At 46.5% G+C, this 21,555-nt stretch carries 21 protein-coding genes and 1 other RNA gene; 13 read left to right on the top strand and 9 right to left on the bottom strand.

Features of this window, described 5'->3' with window-relative positions:
- The first annotated feature begins 1 nt into the window (after nt 1).
- From ubiB to rnpB, 8 genes are all read left to right on the top strand, one after another.
- The gene (ubiB, locus tag B0G85_RS07170; RefSeq protein WP_100379764.1) at nt 2–1,585 is read left to right on the top strand and encodes a ubiquinone biosynthesis regulatory protein kinase UbiB; all 1,584 of its coding nucleotides are present in this window, start codon (nt 2–4) and stop codon (nt 1,583–1,585) included.
- 80 nt (nt 1,586–1,665) lie between these two features.
- Nucleotides 1,666–2,319, top strand: a complete 654-nt coding sequence (locus tag B0G85_RS07165) for a DUF502 domain-containing protein (RefSeq protein ID WP_100379763.1) — start codon at nt 1,666–1,668, stop codon at nt 2,317–2,319.
- A gap of 16 nt (nt 2,320–2,335) precedes the next feature.
- Nucleotides 2,336–4,135, top strand: coding sequence for an aspartate--tRNA ligase (gene aspS / locus B0G85_RS07160; protein ID WP_100379762.1), 1,800 nt, complete (start codon nt 2,336–2,338; stop codon nt 4,133–4,135).
- A gap of 20 nt (nt 4,136–4,155) precedes the next feature.
- Nucleotides 4,156–4,602, top strand: coding sequence for a dihydroneopterin triphosphate diphosphatase (gene nudB / locus B0G85_RS07155; RefSeq protein WP_100379761.1), 447 nt, complete (start codon nt 4,156–4,158; stop codon nt 4,600–4,602).
- Nucleotides 4,603–4,611: 9 nt separating this feature from the next.
- Entirely contained in the window at nt 4,612–6,435 is a 1,824-nt protein-coding gene (locus B0G85_RS07150) for an ABCB family ABC transporter ATP-binding protein/permease (RefSeq protein ID WP_100379760.1), read from the top strand.
- 9 nt (nt 6,436–6,444) lie between these two features.
- Nucleotides 6,445–7,776 carry a glycerate kinase type-2 family protein gene (locus tag B0G85_RS07145; protein ID WP_100379759.1) on the top strand — a complete coding sequence of 444 codons (1,332 nt, stop codon included), beginning with the start codon at nt 6,445–6,447 and terminating at the stop codon, nt 7,774–7,776.
- Nucleotides 7,777–7,780: 4 nt separating this feature from the next.
- The gene (pyrC, locus tag B0G85_RS07140) at nt 7,781–8,842 is read left to right on the top strand and encodes a dihydroorotase (protein ID WP_100379945.1); all 1,062 of its coding nucleotides are present in this window, start codon (nt 7,781–7,783) and stop codon (nt 8,840–8,842) included.
- 46 nt (nt 8,843–8,888) lie between these two features.
- Nucleotides 8,889–9,195, top strand: an RNA gene (gene rnpB / locus B0G85_RS07135) — RNase P RNA component class A.
- Here the strand turns inward: rnpB and B0G85_RS07130 are convergent.
- Entirely contained in the window at nt 9,196–9,618 is a 423-nt protein-coding gene (locus B0G85_RS07130; RefSeq protein WP_100379758.1) for an OsmC family protein, read from the bottom strand. It lies immediately after the preceding RNA gene.
- 402 nt (nt 9,619–10,020) lie between these two features.
- On the opposite strand from B0G85_RS07130, the gene rplM reads away from it, so the two are divergent.
- The 4 genes from rplM (at nt 10,021) to erpA (ending at nt 12,521) form a co-directional block, all read left to right on the top strand.
- Nucleotides 10,021–10,449, top strand: a complete 429-nt coding sequence (gene rplM, locus B0G85_RS07125; protein ID WP_015422034.1) for a 50S ribosomal protein L13 — start codon at nt 10,021–10,023, stop codon at nt 10,447–10,449.
- Between the two features lie 9 nt (nt 10,450–10,458).
- Nucleotides 10,459–10,860, top strand: a complete 402-nt coding sequence (gene rpsI / locus B0G85_RS07120; RefSeq protein WP_100379757.1) for a 30S ribosomal protein S9 — start codon at nt 10,459–10,461, stop codon at nt 10,858–10,860.
- 135 nt (nt 10,861–10,995) lie between these two features.
- A complete protein-coding gene (gene argC, locus B0G85_RS07115) occupies nt 10,996–12,054 on the top strand; it encodes an N-acetyl-gamma-glutamyl-phosphate reductase (protein WP_100379756.1) in 1,059 nt (352 codons plus the stop codon).
- An 80-nt stretch (nt 12,055–12,134) separates the two neighbouring features.
- A complete protein-coding gene (gene erpA, locus B0G85_RS07110; protein WP_198508752.1) occupies nt 12,135–12,521 on the top strand; it encodes an iron-sulfur cluster insertion protein ErpA in 387 nt (128 codons plus the stop codon).
- 31 nt (nt 12,522–12,552) lie between these two features.
- Here the strand turns inward: erpA and B0G85_RS07105 are convergent, their stop codons facing one another.
- Complete coding sequence (locus B0G85_RS07105) at nt 12,553–13,683, bottom strand: anhydro-N-acetylmuramic acid kinase (RefSeq protein WP_100379755.1); 1,131 nt, start codon at nt 13,681–13,683, stop codon at nt 12,553–12,555.
- Nucleotides 13,684–13,772: 89 nt separating this feature from the next.
- On the opposite strand from B0G85_RS07105, the gene tyrS reads away from it, so the two are divergent.
- Entirely contained in the window at nt 13,773–15,005 is a 1,233-nt protein-coding gene (gene tyrS / locus B0G85_RS07100; protein ID WP_100379754.1) for a tyrosine--tRNA ligase, read from the top strand.
- A 32-nt stretch (nt 15,006–15,037) separates the two neighbouring features.
- On the opposite strand, the gene ruvB is transcribed toward tyrS, so the two are convergent.
- From ruvB to B0G85_RS07065, 7 genes are all read right to left on the bottom strand, one after another.
- On the bottom strand, nt 15,038–16,111 hold the full coding sequence (gene ruvB, locus B0G85_RS07095; protein ID WP_100379753.1) for a Holliday junction branch migration DNA helicase RuvB: 1,074 nt from the start codon (nt 16,109–16,111) through the stop codon (nt 15,038–15,040).
- A gap of 20 nt (nt 16,112–16,131) precedes the next feature.
- Nucleotides 16,132–16,713, bottom strand: coding sequence for a Holliday junction branch migration protein RuvA (gene ruvA, locus B0G85_RS07090; protein WP_100379752.1), 582 nt, complete (start codon nt 16,711–16,713; stop codon nt 16,132–16,134).
- 27 nt (nt 16,714–16,740) lie between these two features.
- Nucleotides 16,741–17,259, bottom strand: a complete 519-nt coding sequence (gene ruvC, locus B0G85_RS07085; RefSeq protein WP_100379751.1) for a crossover junction endodeoxyribonuclease RuvC — start codon at nt 17,257–17,259, stop codon at nt 16,741–16,743.
- Between the two features lie 30 nt (nt 17,260–17,289).
- Nucleotides 17,290–18,870, bottom strand: a complete 1,581-nt coding sequence (gene purH / locus B0G85_RS07080) for a bifunctional phosphoribosylaminoimidazolecarboxamide formyltransferase/IMP cyclohydrolase (protein ID WP_100379750.1) — start codon at nt 18,868–18,870, stop codon at nt 17,290–17,292.
- 43 nt (nt 18,871–18,913) lie between these two features.
- Complete coding sequence (locus tag B0G85_RS07075; RefSeq protein ID WP_100379749.1) at nt 18,914–19,153, bottom strand: helix-turn-helix domain-containing protein; 240 nt, start codon at nt 19,151–19,153, stop codon at nt 18,914–18,916.
- A gap of 70 nt (nt 19,154–19,223) precedes the next feature.
- On the bottom strand, nt 19,224–20,243 hold the full coding sequence (dusB, locus tag B0G85_RS07070; protein ID WP_198508769.1) for a tRNA dihydrouridine synthase DusB: 1,020 nt from the start codon (nt 20,241–20,243) through the stop codon (nt 19,224–19,226).
- 154 nt (nt 20,244–20,397) lie between these two features.
- Complete coding sequence (locus tag B0G85_RS07065; RefSeq protein WP_100379748.1) at nt 20,398–21,555, bottom strand: FAD-dependent monooxygenase; 1,158 nt, start codon at nt 21,553–21,555, stop codon at nt 20,398–20,400.

The following is a 21,555-nucleotide window of genomic DNA, read 5'->3' as shown; positions in this document are numbered from 1 at the left end:
CGTGCGTAGACTTGCCCGACTTTCATTTATTTTCTTTACTGCATGGCGTTATGGTTTGTTACCTTTACTGCGCGATATTCTGAAGCCGGGAATCCGTCGTGGCTTGTTAACAATAATTTGCTGGACATCGCCTGGGGAAGCTTTACCCAGAGGTATGCGAATTCGGTTAGCTTTAGAAGCGCTGGGCCCTATTTTTGTTAAGTTCGGACAAGTGCTTTCGACTCGTCGTGATTTATTGCCTGAAGACATTGCGAATGAATTAGCAAAGTTACAGGATCAAGTCCCACCTTTTTCTAATGAAGAATCTTGCCGCCTCATTGAGAAAGCATTGGGAAAGCCGATTGCAGAAATTTTCCTTGAATTTGATGCGACACCAGTAGCGAGCGCCTCTGTAGCGCAGGTCCACTTTGGTCTTTTACGTGGTACGGAGAAGTACCCAGAGTGGGAGGGTCGTGCTGTAGCCATCAAGGTCTTGCGCCCCGGTATTCTCCCAGTCATTGAGGGTGATCTAGCCCTGTTGTATGACTTGGCAAAAATCATTGAGCGGATTTCTGAAGATGGCCGCCGCTTAAAGCCTCGCGAGAATGTTGCTGAGTTTGATACTCACTTACATGATGAGTTAGACCTGATGAGGGAGGCTGCAAATGCAAGCCAACTTCGACGCTACTTTGCGGATTCTACTAAGTTGATGATCCCGGAAATGTATTGGGATCTATGTCATACCAATGTCATTGTGATGGAAAAAATGAATGGTATTTCTATTGGGCGCACTGCGGATTTAAGAGCTGCAGGAGTGGACTTTAAAAAATTAGCCGCAGATGGTGTAGAGATCTTTTTTACACAAGTATTTGAGCATGGTTTCTTTCATGCGGATATGCATCCTGGAAACATCATGATTAGTTTGGATCCAGAAACATTTGGCCGCTTCATTTCACTTGATTTTGGAATTGTGGGGGCACTGAGTCAGTCTGACAAAAGCTATCTTGCCTTGAATTTCCTCGCTTTTTTCAATCGCGATTACCGCCGAGTTGCAGAGTTGCATATCGAATCTGGTTGGGTTCCTGCCAATACCCGCGTTGAAGAATTAGAAGGGGCAGTACGTTCTGTTTGTGAGCCTTATTTTGATCGCCCTTTGAAAGAAATTTCTTTGGGCATCGTATTGATGCGTTTGTTCCAAACTTCGCGACGTTTCAAAGTAGAAATTCAACCTCAACTCACGCTGCTGCAAAAGACCTTATTAAATGTGGAGGGTCTTGCGCGTCAACTCGACCCCGATCTTGATCTTTGGAAGACTGCCAAGCCCATCTTAGAAAAATGGATCAGCCAGCAGCTAGGTTGGCGAGCCTTGGTAGACGGAGTCAAGGCTGAAGCACCTGGATGGGCTCAAATTCTGCCAACTTTACCCCGTTTAATCGCCGAGGCCTTGTCGCGCCCCCCTGTGCAATCAAGAGATCAAAAAGGCGAATTAGAAGTCTTAAAAGGCCTTTTACTGCAAGAAAGGCGTACTCATCGCTTGCTGGTTGGGGCTTTATTGTTTGCGGGCGGGTTTTTGGCCGGCATTTTGCTGATTGGCTCGAGTCTTTAGTAGCGTTATCGCCATACTGCGCCTAACCCGCTAAAATAAAAGGTCAAGCGAAGCGCAAGCAGCAGTCACTTTAAAATTACATGAAAAAATACTTTATCGCAGGCATCCTAGTATGGGCACCTATGGCTGTCACCATCTGGGTGATTACCTGGGGCCTAGGCTTGCTTGACGGTGTATTTGGGTCTGTAATGCATGCCATCATTGCTGTATTTCCGATTCAGTTTTCCCCAGGACTGCAACATTTCCGAGAGTTACCGGCAGTTGGTATCTTGATCGTGATTGCCGTCATTATGTTTACCGGCTTGTTGGCAATTAGTTTTGCAGGGCAGTGGTGGATGAAGGTATGGAATCGCATCATGAATCGCATTCCGATCGTGCGCTCTATTTACTCTAGTGTTCAACAGGTTTCCTCAACCTTATTTTCTGGAAGCGGCCAGGCTTTTAGCAAGGCATTATTGATTCGCTATCCTCACGCTGAGTCTTGGGCTATTGCATTCCAGACGGGTAACCCTGCGACGGAAGTAGCTGCTAAGTTAGGGGGCGATTATGTCAATGTATTTTTGCCCACCACTCCAAATCCTACATCTGGGTTTTTCATGATTGTGCCTCGTGCTCACACCATAGAGTTAGATATGAGTGTTGAAGAAGCGCTTAAGCATATTGTTTCTATGGGATCAGTTCCGCCCTCCAACCCAACTCATTTGACTGCTATTAAGTCAGATCCTCACTTTTGATTTATAGGAAATTGTTATGTCGATGCGAAGCCATACCTGCGGCCAGGTAACCGAAGCCCTTATTGGTACGGAAGTCACCCTCTCTGGATGGGTCAATCGTCGCCGTGATCATGGCGGCGTGATCTTTATTGACTTAAGAGATCACCAAGGTTTTGTTCAGGTTGTCTGCGATCCAGATCGCCCAGAGATGTTTGCATTAGCAGAGCAAGTGCGTAATGAGTTCTGTATTCAAATTAAAGGCCTAGTGCGCGCCCGCCCAACGGGTACTGAAAATAATGACGTCGCCAGTGGCAAAGTAGAAATTCTTTGTCATAGCTTAGTTATTCTGAATGCCTCGATTACCCCCCCATTCCAGCTTGATGACGAGAATTTATCTGAGACTACACGCCTAATGCATCGAGTTCTAGACCTGCGTCGTCCGCAAATGCAAAAGAATTTACGTTTGCGTTACAACGTAGCCATGGAATGCCGTCGTTACTTAGATGCTGCAGGCTTTATCGATATTGAAACGCCAATGTTGACTAAGAGTACTCCTGAAGGCGCACGTGATTACTTGGTGCCATCTCGCGTACATGATGGACAATTTTTTGCCTTGCCACAATCTCCTCAGTTATTTAAGCAGTTATTGATGGTGGCGGGTTTTGATCGTTACTACCAAATTACAAAATGTTTCCGCGATGAAGATTTACGCGCTGATCGTCAGCCTGAATTTACTCAGATCGACTGTGAAACTGCTTTTATGGATGAGGTTGAGATTCGTGAATTATTTGAAAATATGATCCGTCATATTTTTAAGACAACGATGAATGTAGAGCTAGCAAACCCATTCCCAACCATGCCCTATTCCGAGGGCATGGCACGTTTTGGATCAGATAAGCCAGATTTGCGTGTGAATTTCGAATTTACCGAATTAACGGATTTGATGAAAGATGTCGATTTCAAAGTATTCTCTGGGGCGGCCAATCAAGAAGATGGTCGCGTTGTTGGTCTGTGCGTTCCAGGAGGCTCAGAAATTAGCCGTAGCGAAATTGATGACTACACTCAATTTGTCAGTATTTATGGCGCTAAAGGTTTGGCTTGGATTAAGGTGAATTCTGTAGCAGAGGGTCGTAATGGTTTGCAATCCCCAATCGTTAAGAATTTACATGACGCTGCTATTGAAGGCATTCTGAAGCGCACTGGCGCTAAAGATGGCGATATTATTTTCTTTGGTGCTGATAAAGAAAAAGTAGTGAACGATGCCATTGGTAACTTGCGCTTGAAAATTGGGCACTCTGCTTGGGGTAAAGAGCATGGCCTTTCTACTGCAGGTTGGAAGCCATTGTGGGTAGTGGATTTCCCAATGTTTGATTACGACGAGGGTGAAGCTCGTTGGGTGGCCTGCCATCACCCGTTCACGAGCCCTAAAGATGAGCATATGCATTATCTTGAATCTGATCCAGGTAAGTGCCTAGCAAAAGCGTATGACATGGTTCTAAATGGTAGTGAAATCGGTGGCGGCTCAGTACGTATTCACCAAGAGGCAGTGCAAAGTAAAGTATTCCGCGCATTGAATATTGGTCCTGAGGAAGCCCAGGCAAAGTTTGGTTTCTTGTTGGATGCACTGCAGTACGGTGCTCCTCCCCATGGAGGCGTTGCCTTTGGATTGGATCGTATTGTGACCATGATGACCGGTGCCGATTCGATCCGTGACGTTATTGCTTTTCCTAAAACACAGCGGGCACAGTGCTTGCTAACTCAGGCTCCTAGCCCAGTTGATGAGCGTCAATTACGCGAATTGCATATTCGCTTGCGTCAAACGACTCCAGCGGCTTAATAAAAGACTTTTACAGTATTTTGAAAATCCCCATTTCGGTTTTAGTTGTAATCTATAAATCGAATGGGGAAGTGCTATTAATTGAGCGGGCTGATAAAGCCAACTTTTGGCAATCGGTCACTGGCAGTATTGATGTGATCGATGAGGATCTTTCTGTAGCTGCCGCGCGAGAGGTGCACGAGGAAACAGGAATTAATGTTGCCCTCTTACCTTTAGACGCATTGCAAAGCATGCATCATCAGATTGATTATGAGATTTATCCCCAGTGGCGTCATCGATATGCTCCTGGAGTAATCAAGAATACCGAGCATTGGTTTTCACTACTGGTGCCTGATGACACTCCCATTACACTTGCCCCCAGAGAACATGTAGCTTATCAGTGGGTGCATTTTCAAGAGGCTGCTAGCTTGTGTTTTTCACCCAGCAATGGGCAAGCTATTTCGCAGTTATTTTTAGCGTCAAATTAAGGTAGACACATGAGACCTGCATCAGGCCACCATTATTCCGCACAAACTCCTACGGCCGCTCGGGGAAATGATTGGAAAGTGATTCGTGATTTACTCCCTTACTTGCTGGAATATAAATTCAGAGTTGCGATTGCCTTAACTTGTCTTGTTGCCGCCAAGGTAAGTAATCTTGGAATTCCAATTCTAATGAAGCAATTAATTGACACTTTAAATATCAAATCAGATTCTGCGCAGGTCCTACTCGTCGTTCCTACAGTCTTGATTTTGGCATATGGCCTTTTAAGAATATCAACTTCTTTATTTACAGAATTACGTGAGTCCTTGTTTGCACGCGTAACTCAAAATGCCGTTCGTAAGGTTGCCCTTAAAGTATTTGAGCATCTACATGCCTTGGCTCTCAGCTTTCATTTAGCAAGACAAACTGGCGGTGTTAGCCGTGATATTGAACGCGGTACTCGCGGGATACAGTCACTGATCTCTTACTCGCTTTACAGTATCTTGCCTACTTTGATCGAGTTTTGCTTGGTCTTAGGCTATCTAGCCTATGCATACGATATTTGGTTTGCAGTGATTACCTTAGTCGCACTAGTGCTCTACATCGCCTTCACCGTAGTGGTCACTGAATGGCGTTCCCATTTTCGGCGCACGATGAATGAGATGGATTCAAAAGCCAATCAAAAGGCGATTGATTCTTTACTCAATTTTGAGACTGTCAAATATTTTGGTAACGAAGCTTTTGAAGCTGGACGCTATGATCAAAACCTTCAGCGTTATCAAGTTGCTGCAGTGAAGTCTCAAAAATCGTTGGCAGTCCTGAATTTAGGGCAGCAAATGATCATTGCCGTTGGCTTAGTCTTAGTGCTATGGCGATCGACGCTGGGAGTGATTGATCAAACGATGACCTTGGGTGATCTGGTGTTGGTCAACACGTTAATGATTCAACTCTATATTCCTTTAAATTTCTTGGGGGTTATCTATCGTGAGATCAAACAAGCCCTGACCGATATGGATAGAATGTTTTCGCTTCTCGATACGGATAAGGAAGTTGCCGATATTCCGAATGCCAAACCTTTGCAAATTGCTAATCATGGGCGAGGCCCTGATGTGCGCTTTGAGCATGTCTCGTTTCACTATGATCAGAAGCGAGAAATTCTGCGTGATGTGAGTTTTAATATTCCGGCTGGAACAATCACTGCTGTAGTAGGTCGCAGCGGGGCGGGTAAGAGCACTTTAGCCCGCTTGCTATTTCGTTTTTATGATGTTCAGTCTGGTCAGATCTTAATAGATGGACAAAATATTATTCAGGTGACTCAGACTAGTTTGCGCAAAGCAATTGGTATCGTGCCACAAGATACGGTGCTGTTTAATGACACCATCGGATACAACATTGCTTACGGCAATCCGAATGCCTCGATCGAGGAAATCCATGAGGCTGCAAGAGCGGCGCAGATTGATGGTTTTATTAAGCGCCTACCAGATGGATATGACACTCAAGTGGGCGAGCGGGGTCTAAAGCTCTCCGGTGGTGAGAAGCAGCGCGTAGCTATCGCTCGCACTTTATTGAAAAAACCGGCTATGTTGATTTTTGATGAGGCGACTTCTGCTTTGGATTCAAAAACAGAGAGGGCTTTCCAGGAAGAGTTGTTGGGCTTAGCTAAAAATCGTACTACTTTGATTATTGCGCATCGACTTTCTACCATTATTCATGCTGATCAAATACTCGTTATGGAACGAGGGCAGATTGTTGAGCGCGGTACGCACGCTGAATTATTGACTGCCAATAGCCACTATACCGAAATGTGGCAGATGCAAGAACGCGCTATCCTTGATTAAAATACGGGTATGACCTCGTCAGAAAAAATCCTCAAAAATGCATTTGCAGCTGCTGTTGCGGTTGCTGATCCAAAGTTAATCGTTCCAGAATGCCTTCAACAGATTTTTCTGCCAGGACAAGAGCCTAAGGGGAGATGTCTGGTTGTGGGTGCTGGTAAGGCAAGCGCTGCAATGGCTAGTGCCTTGGAATCTTATGCGGCAATACATTGGCCTCAAGTCCTTTTGGAGGGGCTAGTGATTACCCGCTATGGGCATTACTCTCCAACTCGTCATATTCAGATTATCGAGGCAGGACATCCCGTCCCAGATCAAGCTGGAATGGATGGTGCTAAAGCTATCTTTGATCTTGTTAACGACTTAAAGCAGGGTGATGTCATGATTGCCCTGATTTCTGGTGGAGGCTCTAGTCTACTCACACTTCCACAAGCCGGCATCACCATGGAAGATATGCGTCAGACCACAGAGGCTTTATTGCGCTCTGGTGCGCCCATTGAGGAAATGAATATTGTTCGCAAGCATTTGTCAGCTATTTTGGGTGGTAATTTAGCAAGGCTAGCTATTGCTAAGGGCGTTCGCGTTGAAGCTTTATTGATTTCTGATGTAACGGGCGACTCACCCGCCAATATTGGTAGCGGCCCATGTGCCGCTGATTACTCAACCTATCAAGATGCTCTAGATCTCCTTCATCAATATTATTTGGGTGAGGGAGTTATTCCAGCATCCGTGTTGGATCACTTGCGGCGTGGATGCGTAGGTGAGATTGTGGAGACTTTGAAAGAGCAAGATTTGCAATTTGCCCAAGTGAATAATCATGTGATTGCGACCGCTTACAAAAGTTTAGAGGCAGCAGCAGAATATGTAGGCCGGCTTGGCTATGAAGTGGTAATGTTGGGGGATACGATTACCGGCGAAGCCCAGCGTGTGGGTATAGAGCAGGCGGACCTAGTAAAAAAAGCGATTGCCGATGGACGGCTCAAGAAAAAACCGCTCGCTTTTATTTCTGGGGGTGAGTGCACTGTGACACTGCCAACTGGCATACGAGGGCGTGGCGGACGCTGCAGTGAATTTCTACTTTCTTTCTTCAATGCTACTCATGACATTTTGAATATCTCTGCCTTAGCAGCGGATACTGATGGTATTGATGGCAGTGAGAAGAACGCTGGCGCTTGGTTTAGCCCTGAGCTTAGGGCGGCTGCCCAAGTGCAATGTTTAGTTGCGGAGCAATATTTGGTGCAACATAATTCTTATGGTTTTTTTGCACAATTAGATGCTTTGGTAGAAACTGGCCCTACACTGACAAATGTGAATGATTTCCGCATCATCTTGGTTAATTCTGAATAAATATATGCCTACAAACTCAATTCAATCGATTCAAATAATTCAGCCAGATGACTGGCACTTGCACATCCGTGATGGTGAAGTGATGAGGGATGTCCTGGCTGATACTGCTCGTGAGTTCGCGCGCGCTATCATCATGCCAAATTTGAAGCCACCAGTAATCACAGTGGATTTAGCAGTGCAATATCGTGCGCGCATTGAGGCCAATCTGCAATTGTTGGGCTTCAACAGTTTTACGCCATTGATGACTTTATATTTGACCGACAATACTGCTATAGAGGAAGTGCGTAAAGCTAAGGCCGCTGGCATTGTTGGATTCAAGCTTTACCCTTCGGGCGCAACAACTAACAGTGATGCCGGGGTAAGCGACATTAAAAATTGCTATGGGGTTCTGGAGGCCATGCAAGCGGTAGGCATGCCGTTACTATTGCATGGTGAAGTTACGAGTGCACAGATTGATATCTTTGATCGTGAGGCCGTATTTATTGATCAAGTGCTTGAGCCGCTACGTAAGGACTTTCCAGAGCTCAAGATTGTCTTTGAGCACATCACCACAAAGCAGGCCGTGCACTATGTTCGCGATACGCAAACCAACGGGAAAAATCTTATCGCTGCAACAATCACTCCTCAACACCTGTTGATGAATCGCAATGCCATTTTTTCTGGGGGTATTCGTCCGCATCACTATTGCCTACCTGTTCTCAAGCGTGAAGAGCATCGTGTTGCTTTGCTTGAGGCTGCCACGAGCGGTAATGCTCGATTTTTCTTGGGTACTGATAGTGCACCGCATGCCAAAGGTGCAAAAGAGGCGGCTTGTGGTTGTGCGGGTTGCTACAGCGCCTTTAATGCGCTAGGTCTGTATGCAGAGGCATTTGAGAGCGTAGATCGACTTGATAAATTAGAAGGTTTCGCTAGCTTCTTTGGACCTGATTTTTACTCCCTGCCTCGCAATACCAAAAAAATAACACTAGTGAAGCAAGCGCAATCTATTCCGGCCGAGCTGCCTTTGGGTAATGAAACAATCGTCCCTTTACGTGCTGGCGGAACGATTGCATGGTCTTTGGCCTAATTTAATTTCAAGCGTTATTTCTGCGACTGCGTTAGACTGCATGCGCAGAGTCAATTGGGCAATCGCCGCCTCTTTATTGAGGGGGAGGAAAGTCCGGACTCCATAGGGTAGGGTGATGGCTAACGGCCATCCACGGTGACGTGAGGAATAGGGCCACAGAGACGAGCGTATTTAGTTACGGTGAAACGCGGTAACCTCCACCTGGAGCAATCCCAAGTAAGCAGGCGATGAGGCGACCCGCTGAGTCTGCGGGTAGGGAGCTTGAGCCGTCAGGTAACTGCCGGCCTAGAGGAATGATTGCCCCCGGATGCAAATCTGGGCGACAGAATCCGGCTTATCGATTGACTCTGCACTTATTCTGCAATGACCTCAACGCTGTAGGTCAGCTCAGCAGTTTTGGCTAGCATTGCAGTTGCCGAGCAATATTTCTCATGAGACAGTTTTACTGCCCGATCTACCCTGGCAGCGTCGAGATCCTTGCCGGTAACCTGAAAGTGCAGATTGATTTTGGTAAAGACCTTGGGGTCCTCGCTGGTACGCTCCGCCCGAAGACTGACATTGCAAGCTGTAATCGCCTGTCTAGAGCGCTGAAGGATTAACACCACATCGAATGCTGAGCATCCACCGGCACCAGCCAACAGAAGCTCCATGGGTCTTGGGGCCAGGTTTCTGCCACCAGCTTCGGGAGCGCCGTCCATGTTCACAAGGTGGCCACTACCTGTTTCGGCTGAAAAAGCCATACCATCCGTACCCAGCCAAGAAACTGTACATTCCATATTAGTGACCCCTTACTTACTAAATTAATCAATATTATCAATAGTTTATCAATTTTATTACATCCTTGTTTTGGCTAAAAGGCTTCATAAAGTTGATTTTGATCAATTTTCTTGCGTCGCACCATCTTTATAGATACAATATCAATATTGGAAATTAGTCTTGTATAAGAGTTGATTTTCTCCCAGTGTCTCCTCCACTTAAACATAGGTGGATTCCAACCCAGGACTCGTTCCTGGGTTTTTTTTGGGTTATAATTTAAGGCTTTACTGAATTGCCATCCAGTCAGTGGCAATTGTTGTACCGATGAAGTTAACGAATCTGCGAGCTTGCAAACATAAGCAGGGCCAAGGTGGAATTAGCTTGATTGGAGTATTTTTTTGACTATAACAATTTAAGAAATCATGAAAACTTTTTCTGCAAAATCCCATGAGGTAGTGCATGAATGGTTCGTGATTGACGCTACGGACAAAGTCCTCGGTCGTGTCGCCAGTGAAGTGGCACTCCGTCTACGCGGCAAGCACAAGCCTGAATACACTCCCCACGTTGATACCGGCGACTTCATTGTTGTCATCAACTCTTCTAAGCTGCGTGTTACAGGCACAAAAGGCTTGAATAAAATTTATTACCGTCACAGTGGATACCCAGGCGGTATTAGCTCGACTAACTTTGACAAGATGCAAGATCGTTTTCCAGGTCGCGCCTTAGAGAAGGCTGTGAAGGGTATGTTGCCAAAAGGCCCACTCGGTTATGCCATGATTAAGAAATTAAAAGTCTATGGCGACGCCAGTCATCCGCATGCGGCTCAACAGCCAAAAGCGTTAGAGATCTAAGGAAACCAAATGGCTATTAATTACGGAAATTGGAATTACGGTACGGGTCGTCGCAAGAGCTCTGTGGCTCGCGTATTTATTAAATCTGGCAAAGGTGAAATTATCGTTAACGGTAAACCCATCGATGCCTATTTTGCGCGTGAAACATCCCGCATGATCGCTCGTCAGCCTTTGGCTCTCACGGCACACCTAACAACCTTTGATATTAAAGTGAACGTTAGTGGTGGTGGGGAAACTGGTCAAGCTGGTGCAGTACGTCACGGTGTGACTCGTGCATTAATCGACTACGACAATACCTTGAAGCCAGCACTGTCTAAAGCAGGTTTGGTTACTCGCGATGCTCGTGAAGTTGAGCGTAAAAAAGTGGGTCTGCACGGCGCGCGTCGTCGTAAGCAGTTCAGTAAGCGCTAATTTCTTTCAGTCGCTAAAGTTTGATGAAAGGGTCGCGCAAGCGGCCCTTTTTGTTTCTACAATGAAGAGATTGGGTAGTATTTATTCTGTGGCGTGATTACAGTATTGCGTTCGCTTTGTATTTCGGAGAAAAGCATGATTAAGGTTGGCATTGTAGGTGGCACGGGGTATACCGGCGTTGAGCTCTTGCGTCTTTTGGCGCAGCATCCAGAGGTGCAGATTACGGCGATTACCTCACGCACAGAAGCTGGTTTACCAGTATCAGATCTATTCCCATCTTTACGGGGTCGTATTGATCTGAAATTTTCTACCCCCGATGATGCAAAGCTAACGGAATGTGATGCGGTATTTTTTGCTACCCCCCATGGAGTTGCTATGGCGCAAGCAAAAGAACTCTTAGCTGCTGGGGTTAAGATTTTGGATCTTGCTGCGGATTTTCGTTTGCAAGATGTGAAAGAGTTTGCACAGTGGTACGGCTTGGAGCATAGTTGCCCAGAGATTTTGGCCGAAGCAGTCTATGGTTTGCCGGAAATCAATCGGGAGGCTATTAAAAAAGCCCGAGTGGTTGGTTTGGCTGGTTGCTACCCTACTTCTGTGCAACTCGGTTTGGCACCGTTACTATCCCAAAAGTCTACCGGTGGGAGTCAGTTGATTGATGGTACGCACATTATTTCTGATTCAAAGTCTGGGACGTCAGGCGCTGGACGCAAGGCCGAGATCGGAACCTTGCTGTCAGAAGCGAGTGATAACTTTAAAGCGTACAGCGTTAAAGGCCATCGCCATCTCCCGGAAATCGTTCAGGGATTAAAAGCAATTGCAGGTCATGATCAGATTGGTCTGACATTTGTGCCACACCTTACACCGATGGTACGCGGCATTCATTCGACCATTTATGCCCGCCTAACTGAGGTAGGTATGAGCGTGGACTATCAAGCGTTATATGAGCATTTCTATCAAGATGAGCCTTTTGTGGATGTTATGCCTGCAGGTAGCCACCCAGAAACGCGTTCTGTACGGGGAAGTAATGGATTAAGGGTTGCCGTCCACCGGCCTGGAAACGGCGATACCCTGGTTATTTTGGTGGTTGAGGACAATTTGGTGAAGGGGGCCTCGGGTCAGGGCGTTCAGTGCTTAAACTTGATGTTTGGCCTACCTGAGACGACTGGATTGACTCAAATTGCTGTATCACCCTAGCTGATGGGATAAAGACCTTTTGGCACGCAGGCCATTAAAGGCCTAAAATAAACCATTGTCATTTGAATTAGGAGTAAACCATGACCCAATTAGCTACTCAAGAAACAAGCACAGCGGTTCAAGATTTTGCTGAACCACCAACACCATTGGTGTTTACCGATAGTGCTGCAGCCAAGGTTGCAGATTTGATTGCTGAAGAAGGCAACCCAGAACTCAAACTGCGCGTCTTTGTTCAGGGAGGCGGTTGTTCAGGCTTTCAATATGGCTTCACATTTGATGATGCCGTAAACGAAGACGACACCCTTTTTGAAAAGAATGGCGTTACTTTATTGGTTGATTCAATGAGCTTCCAATATTTGGTTGGCGCTGAGATTGACTACAAAGAAGATATCAATGGATCACAGTTTGTGATTAAGAATCCAAATGCAAGTTCTTCCTGTGGTTGCGGCTCTTCTTTCTCTGCTTAAAGAATCAGCTAAAGAGCAGTCTTACATTTACTTAAGCTGGGTAGCAAGCGCCTAAAATTCTAGGGCCCTTCGCACCCGTTACGGCCGGCAAATTTGCTGGCCGTTTTTCTTTATGAGCCCATGCCAACCAAGCAAAAGCAAGGGCCTCTACTAGCTGTGGATCAACCCCTAGTACATCGCTAGTCACAATCTTGAGGTTATTATTAAATAATGCTGCAGAGTAGGTTTTAAATGCCTCTAGCAACATCCCATTGCGTGCGCCACCCCCACAAATAATGAGCTTTTGGGTTTGGGGTGCATAGCACTTTAAGGCTTGTAAAGCTGAGTGAACCGTTAAATGCAAAAGGCTGGCTTGGACGTCCTCGGCGTGGATGTTGTCAGAACCGATTTGTTGTTGTAGCCATGTCAGATGAAAGTCATCTCGCCCCGTACTCTTTGGTGGAGCTTTAGTAAAAAATGTGTCTGACAGCATCTTATTCAGCAATATTGGATGTACTTTACCTTGTGATGCCCATAATCCATTTCGATCAAATGCGTGTCCTTGCTGATCTGAGATCCAGGCATCCATCAATATATTTCCTGGACCACAATCAAAACCGGTGACCTCTCCATTTATGGGTAGGAGTGTGAGATTGGCAATGCCTCCTAAATTAAGGACGGCAATATTTTGACCTGAGCCAAATTGCTGTTGATGAAAAGCAGGCACTAGCGGTGCTCCATGCCCCCCTGCGGCCAGGTCACGACTTCTAAAGTCAGCGATCACTTCAATCCCAGTTAACTCTGCTAGAAGGGCTGCATTGAGGGTCTGATGGGTATAGGCCAACTGATGAGGTAGGTCTGCTTGATGACGAATAGTTTGACCATGCGCACCAATAGCCTTGATATCGGAGGGGGTCAGCTCAGATTGAGTGAGTAATTGTTGGATGGTTTGTGCGTAACTGATTGCCAGGGCATTCGCAGCTTGGTTTTCACGGTGGATCTCGTTTGGGCCCGGGCTTTGAAGTTCGAAGAGGGCTTTGCGTAATTCTGGGGTGAATGGGGCGCTCACTGACCTGATCAGATTGGTCTCTCCATCGGAGCCTAGCTCTGCAAGCACGGCATCAATTCCGTCCAGACTAGTGCCAGACATGAGTCCAATGTAGAGGGAACGGAGCTTATTCATACGGTATCAGAGTTTTGTTCTCAGGAATGCGACAATTATGCTTGAGCAATATAAATACTAATTTAACCGACTCGGTGAAACGATAACGCATGACGGGTAAACCAGAACAACAATATCCACTAACTCCTGCAGTTTTTGAAGCCCTTGAAGTCACTAAGCGGGGCTCTGATGAGCTACTGGTTGAGGCAGACTGGATTAAGAAGCTGGCAAAAAGCCAAGCTACAGGCGTACCCTTGCGGATTAAGTTAGGCTTAGATCCAACGGCGCCCGATATTCATCTTGGGCATACGGTTGTTCTCAATAAGCTTCGGCAGCTTCAAGATTTAGGTCATACCGTGATTTTCTTGATTGGGGATTTCACCAGCATGATTGGTGATCCGTCTGGTCGCAATGCCACTAGGCCGCCTTTAACTGCAGAAGCAATTGCTGTCAATGCGCAGACTTATTATCGTCAGGCTAGTATGGTTCTTAATCCTGCTAAAACAGAAGTACGCTACAACAGTGAGTGGTGCGATCCCTTGGGGGCGCGCGGCATGATTCAGTTGGCAGCAAAATATACGGTTGCTCAAATGCTAGAGCGGGATGATTTCACAAAGCGCTATCGAAGCGGAGTGCCGATCTCAGTACATGAGTTTTTGTATCCACTCATGCAGGGATACGACTCCGTGGCCTTAAAGAGCGATCTTGAGCTTGGTGGCACTGATCAGAAATTTAACCTCTTGGTAGGCCGCGAGCTTCAGCGTGAGTATGGCCAAGAACCACAATGTATTTTGACAATGCCTTTGTTGGTAGGGTTGGATGGCGTTGAGAAAATGAGTAAGTCTAAAGGCAATTATATCGGCATCAGCGAGCCCGCAAGCGAGATGTTTGGCAAACTCATGAGTATTTCAGATGATCTGATGTGGGATTACTTCACATTACTTTCTTTCCGCCCCTTGGCAGAAATCAATCTCATGAAACAAGAGATAGCTGCCGGTCGTAATCCACGCGATTGCAAAGTATTACTCGGTCAAGAGATTGTTAGCCGCTTTCATTCGGAAGCTGCTGCAGAAAAAGCGCTAGAAGATTTTAATCATCGAGCTAAGGGCGGCATTCCAGATGATGTTCCTGAAGTAAGTCTAGAGGGTGCACCAATGGGCATTGCAAATCTGCTTAAAGCCACTGGTTTAACACCATCCACCTCTGAAGCAAACCGCAATCTTGAGCAAAATGGTGTGAAGATCGATGGTGCGACCGTTAGCGACAAAGCAATGAAGCTGGCGGCAGGAGTTTACTTAGTACAGGTAGGAAAACGCCGCTTTGCTAAGGTAACACTGAAGTAAAGTCTATAGCGATAGGCTGGATATCTAGGTCTCTAGCCTTCTGAACCAACAGATCCAATGGGTGGTGTCAGTCCAAAATGGGCATAGGCTTGGCGGGTGGCGACTCGTCCGCGCGAGGTACGCTGCAAATATCCCTGCTGAATTAAGTAGGGCTCTAGAACATCTTCAATAGTGTCGCGCTCTTCACCAATAGCAGCAGCTAAGTTATCGATACCAACTGGGCCACCATCGAATTTATGCAAGATAGCCTCGAGTAACTTTCGGTCCATCACATCAAATCCACTAGGATCAACATCTAGCATCTTGAGTGCGGCATCGGCTATGTCTTTGGTGATGACACCAGTGCCTTTGACCTCTGCATAGTCTCGTACGCGACGCAGCAAGCGATTGGCAATGCGAGGAGTGCCACGAGCACGTTTAGCAATTTCGACAGAACCAGCAGGATCGATCTTGGCTTTGAGTAAATTGGCAGAGCGATTAATAATTTTGGTGAGTTCTTCGGTGGTATAGAACTCGAGCCTAGCGACAATGCCAAAACGATCACGTAATGGGTTGGTTAGCATGCCTGCGCGCGTTGTTGCACCAATTAAGGTAAAGGGCTTCAGATCAATCTTTACGCTACGTGCAGCAGGGCCCTCGCCGATCATGATGTCAAGACTGTAGTCCTCTAAGGCTGGATACAGAATCTCTTCTACTACCGGAGAAAGACGATGAATTTCATCAATAAAAAGTACATCATTAGTTTCAAGATTGGTGAGCAGGGCTGCAAGATCACCGGGTCTATCTAAGACAGGTCCACTAGTTTGGCGTAAATTCACACCTAATTCCCGCGCAATGATGTGTGCCAGGGTGGTTTTACCTAGGCCAGGAGGCCCAAAAAGAAGGACGTGATCTAGCGCTTCTTCTCTTGCTCTAGTAGCGGCAATAAAAATTTCTAATTGGGCTCGTGCCTTAGTTTGGCCAACGTATTCATCTAACTGTTTTGGGCGTAAGGCTCTCTCGAAGATGGCCTCTGAATTACCAACGGCCCCACTCACCAGTCGATCTGAAGCAGATTCTGGTAAGTCTTCAGGAATAGCGCTCAAGTCTTCGGTATGTATTGCCATGTAACAAGTGTAGTGCTTATTTAAGACTTAGAGAGGTGCTTTAAACCCATTCGGATACCATCCGAGACTGAGCTATCAGCCGGGATATGTTTGAGGGCTAGATGCGCCTCTTTCTCAGAGTATCCCAGCGCAAGGAGTGCTTGCAGTATTTCACTACTAGCTTCAATAGCGTTTGATTTTCCGGGGACTAGTTCCAGTCCTGCGATCAGCTTTCCTTTTAGCTCCAAGCAAAGGCGTTCAGCAGTCTTTTTGCCGATACCAGGTACTTGGGTCAAGCGACCCGCTTCTTGCATGGCAATTGCCTGAGCTAGCTCATCGACACTCATACCCGATAGCACCGCTAAAGCAGTACGAGATCCAACACCACTAATTTTGATTAAAGCCCTAAAAGCTGCACGCTCTGTTTCTGTTGCAAAACCAAAGAGCTGCTGAGCATCTTCACGAACCTGGAAGTGCGTTAGCAAGGTAATTTTTTGATTGACCTCCGGGAGCTGGTACAGAGTACTCATAGGTACGTCAATCTCATATCCAACTCCCTGACAATCTATTAGTAGGCGAGGAGGGTGAATGGATACAAGAATGCCTTGGATGCGACCGATCATATTATGAGATATTAACCTGTGATGAGATTACTTGCTGCGTTTCTTAGGCGCTAATGCAACGCTAATGGCTTTCGGAATCTGGGCATGATGGGCTGCGCAGATCGCTACACCTAAAGCATCAGAAGCATCCGTTCCCGGAGCACGGCTCAATCTCAGGAGACGTTTCACCATCTCCTGAACTTGCGGCTTGGCTGCACGCCCAGTCCCAACAATAGATTGCTTGACTCGAAGAGCGCTGTATTCAGCAACGGAGAGTTTTTCAGAGACGAGGGCAGCAATCACGGCCCCCCTGGCCTGCCCAAGCATTAAGGTAGATCGTGGATTGACATTCAGAAAGACCTCTTCAATTGCAGCGGCTTCTGGATGGTACGTTTCTAAAACCTCTTTAATGCCAGCGTACAGGATGCCTAATCTTTCTGGCAAACCTTGAGCAGGGTCACCACTTTCGATCGTCCCAGAGGCGACATAAGTCAGTTTTTGCCCATCGACGTCAATGACACCAAAACCAGTGACACGAAGACCCGGGTCAATTCCTATCCAGCGCATGTTATTAATTTAACTTTTCTCGTTGTTAAATTAGTGACGGAAGTGACGGGTGCCAGTAAAGATCATCGCAATACCATGTTCATCTGCAGCGGCAATGATTTCATCATCACGCATACTGCCACCTGGTTGAATAGCGCAGCATGCGCCGGCGTTCACAACCACGTCTAAACCATCTCGGAAGGGGAAGAAGGCATCACTCGCAACGGCTGAGCCTTTAAGACTCAGACCGGCATTCTCTGCTTTGATGCTAGCCATACGAGCAGAGTCCACCCGACTCATTTGGCCGGCACCAACACCCAAAGTCATCCCGTTAGCGCAATACACGATTGCATTCGATTTCACAAATTTTGCAACCCGCCAAGCAAACATCATGTCATGCATTTCACTCGGGGTAGGCAATCTTTTGCTAACAACCCGCATCTCACTTTGCAGTACATTTTTAGCATCCGGGGATTGAATAAGTAAGCCACCCCCAACCCTTTTAAAATCAAAACTATTAAATCCAACGCCCAACGGAATTTCTAATAAGCGGACATTTTGTTTAGCAGCAAAGATGACTTTAGCCTCATCTGTAAACCTTGGTGCAATCAACACTTCAACAAATTGCTTGGCAATAGCTTGGGCTGCTAAGCCATCACAGGGAACATTAAGAGCAATGATTCCACCAAAGGCCGAACTCGGATCAGTTTTAAATGCTTTTTGATAGGCTTCCAAGGCATGATCGCCAACAGCAACACCACAAGGATTTGCATGTTTAATGATGACGCAGGCTGCAGCACCTCCAGCCTGATTTGAGAAACTCTTAACGCATTCCCAAGCGGAGTCTGCGTCTGCAATATTGTTGTAAGAGAGCTCCTTGCCTTGCAATTGGTGATAGTTTGCTAAGGCACCTTCTACCGCTTGAATATCTTTATAGAAAGCTGCGGATTGGTGTGGGTTCTCACCATAGCGCATTTCCTGGACCTTCTCAAAAGCGAGGTGCAGAACGGCTGGATATGCTGATCGAGCTTTGTGATCCAGATCATCACCTAATGCGCTTAAGTAGTTAGCAATAGCGCCATCATATTGGGCCGTGTGCGCAAATACTTTTTTAGCAAGACGCAGATTAGTCTTGTAGGAGACTACATTCTGATTAACTTTCATTTCTGCTAAGACAGGCTCATAGTCTTCAGGTGAAATGAGCACCGTGACATCTTGATGATTTTTAGCAGCAGCACGTAACATTGCTGGGCCACCAATATCAATATTCTCTATTGCATCTTCAAATGAGCAGTGTTCACGGGCAATCGTCTCATTAAATGGATAGAGGTTAATCACCAGCATATCAATCGTATCAATTCCATGCTCTTTCAGTGCGGCCATATGCTCGGGCAGGTCTCTACGGGCCAATAATCCGCCATGAACCATCGGGTGCAGTGTTTTGACACGACCATCTAGCATTTCAGGAAACTTGGTTAAGGAAGATACTTCGACAACGGGCAAATGATTCTCAGCTAATAGCTTTGCCGTTCCACCTGTAGAAATAAGCCGAATGCCTTGCTCATGAAGGGCTTTGGCAAAGGCCACAATGCCATTTTTATCGGAGACGGAAAGTAGGGCTGTACGGATCATATTGGGCGAGGGTATTAGGTGAATAAAAAATGTGAAAGGGGTATTACTTGAGTAGCTGATGCTCAGCAAGTTTCTTATGAAGTGTGTTGCGATTGATGCCTAAATACTGAGCCGCTAAGGACTGATTCTGTTTCGCATGCTGCATGACTAATTCCAGCATCGGCTTTTCTACAACTGCTAACACCATTTGATAGAGGTCTGAGGGTGGCGTGCCTTTGAGGTCATCAAGGTATTGTTGCAGCTGAGTCTCGATACACTCAGTTATAGGATGCTTGGTAGTCATGGGTAAGTAGTGTTTTGCGCTAAATTAAAATATTAGATACAGTGAAATGCAGAACATAAAAAATAGTGAGTTAAGCGGCCTCTAAAAAAAGCAAGCGATCTGAATGGGACTTCATCTCAGTAAAGAAGTCATTGACCATTTGTAATTGCGCTTTGCAATCGTCAGCGGTATTCATTCTTTGTCTAAAGGCATGTGAATCTCGTAAGCCCTTGCAATACCAACCAATATGTTTCCGTGCAGTACGTAGCCCAACATATTCACCATAGAACTCATAGTGGTCAATCAAATGACTATTCATAATCTCTTGAATTTCATTAATTTGTGGTGTAGGTAGCTTGTCACCTGTTTTCAAAAAATAATCAATCTCACGGAAAATCCAAGGGCGACCCTGGGCGGCACGGCCAATCATGATGGCATCAGCACCGGTAACTTGCAAAACTAAGGCTGCTTTTTCTGGGGTGGTGATATCACCATTGGCCACAACCGGAATAGCGACGCTATTTTTTACCGCTGTAATCGTTTCATATTCTGCTTCTCCATGATAGAGATCTGCTCTGGTGCGACCATGAACCGTGAGCATCGAGATGCCTGCTTTTTCGGCAAGCTGCGCTACGGCAATGGCATTTTTATTTTCACGATCCCAGCCAGTACGAATTTTTAAAGTTACCGGAATAGCATCAGGACCTACACCAACGGCTTGGACCACCGCTTCCAGAATCTGCTGTACCAAAGGCTCATCTCTGAGTAGGGCGGAGCCGGCAGCAACATTGCATACTTTTTTAGCGGGGCAGCCCATATTGATGTCAATAATTTGTGCGCCATTGTCTCTATTGAGTTGAGCTGCAGCAGCCATCATTTGTGGATCCGCGCCAGCAATTTGCACAGCAATGGGATTGAACTCTCCCTCATGATTGGCGCGACGCTGGGTTTTTTCACTTTTCCAGAGTAGGGCATTAGACGCAATCATTTCTGATACGGCATAGCCGGCGCCCAGCTTTTTGCATAGCTGCCGAAATGGGCGGTCAGTTACCCCCGCCATTGGGGCGACAAATAGTCTATTTGCAAGAAGGTGTTGGCCGATCTTCATTATTGTTTTTTTGGCTTGTGCAAATTTATTGAGTACTGGAAAGGCTGTCACTTTAGCATAAATAGGGTTAAATCTGCTTAAAAAATAGGCAGATTTAGGAAATAAGATTCCATCAAGCTTGCCGGTCTTGACTAGCTCATCAGCGTGTTACGAGGCCTTAGCGCCTACCAAACATCATTTGCCGGGCTAAGGCTGTTTTGACTGGGGGAAGCCACTGTAGGGCCGATAAAGCCAATCCCCGGGCTAATACGATGGGGGCTAGATCAGAAGTAAATACTCTCGCCATAAAGTCCGTAAGGCCAATAGTAGCCATTCGATCTACTTTTCGGCTTTGGGCATATTCATGCAGGGCCTCCTCAATTGCAGCTGGAGTCTGTTGTACATCCATGAGGGAGAACAGCATGCTGAGCTTTTCCGCCAAGAGATAGGCATCTCTGAACCCTAGATTAAGACCTTGACCAGCTACAGGGTGCAAAGCCTGCGCAGCATTACCAATCCACGCCTCATTACTAGAGGTAATTTCTTTGCGGTAGTTCAGGCCTAACTCGTAAAGGCGGCGGTCTCGTATTTTTAAAAATTGCCCAACGCGTGAGCCAAATGCTGTTTGCAGGCTGCGTAAAAAATCAGCATCATCTAATGCGAGTCGCGCTTGTGAAGCATCTGGACTTCCGCACCAAACTAAATTAAGGGTGTGCGGACCAAAGTGACTAGGCAGAATTGCTAAAGGGCCTTCCGGAGTGAAACGCTCCCATGCTTGATGGGGGATGGCCTTTTCAACTTCAACCAAGCCGACTAAAGCCGATTGCTGATAGTCTCGCCCAGATTCAACCCAGTCTTGGGTTTTAAAGAGTCCACCTTCGGCGTGCACCACAACTCGCCCATGGATATCGCCAAAGTCTTTGTTTGCCTCAACTTGTTGCCATACAAAATTTGGGCTGTGGGCTTGAATTGCTCTCAGTGCCTGACGAAGCGTAAGGTGGATATCACGGTAGCGGACAATATGTCCGAGTGCATCTTGATTTAACTCTTCACGCTTCATGAGTGCGCGACCAAAGCGACCGGCTTGCGATACATGTACGCTGTGAATATCAGCGCAATCAATAGGCCAAGCATGGATCGTATCAAGCAGTAATTTACTGCCGTGAGAGAGGGCGGTGCCTCTACTATCACCCGCCACTAAATCCGCATCATTGAGCGGGTTGCGATCCAATAGAGTGAGACTGACATCAGGGAATTTCTGTAAACACCATGCAGCGCAGGCTAGGCCAACTGGGCCGCCGCCTTGAATCACGATGTCATAAGTCTCAGACTTCAT

The organism is Polynucleobacter brandtiae (assembly GCF_002797575.1).
Lineage (GTDB): Bacteria > Pseudomonadota > Gammaproteobacteria > Burkholderiales > Burkholderiaceae > Polynucleobacter > Polynucleobacter brandtiae.
The sequence above is the reverse complement of the archived record's forward strand: the minus strand, read 5'-3'. Positions and strand labels throughout refer to the sequence as shown.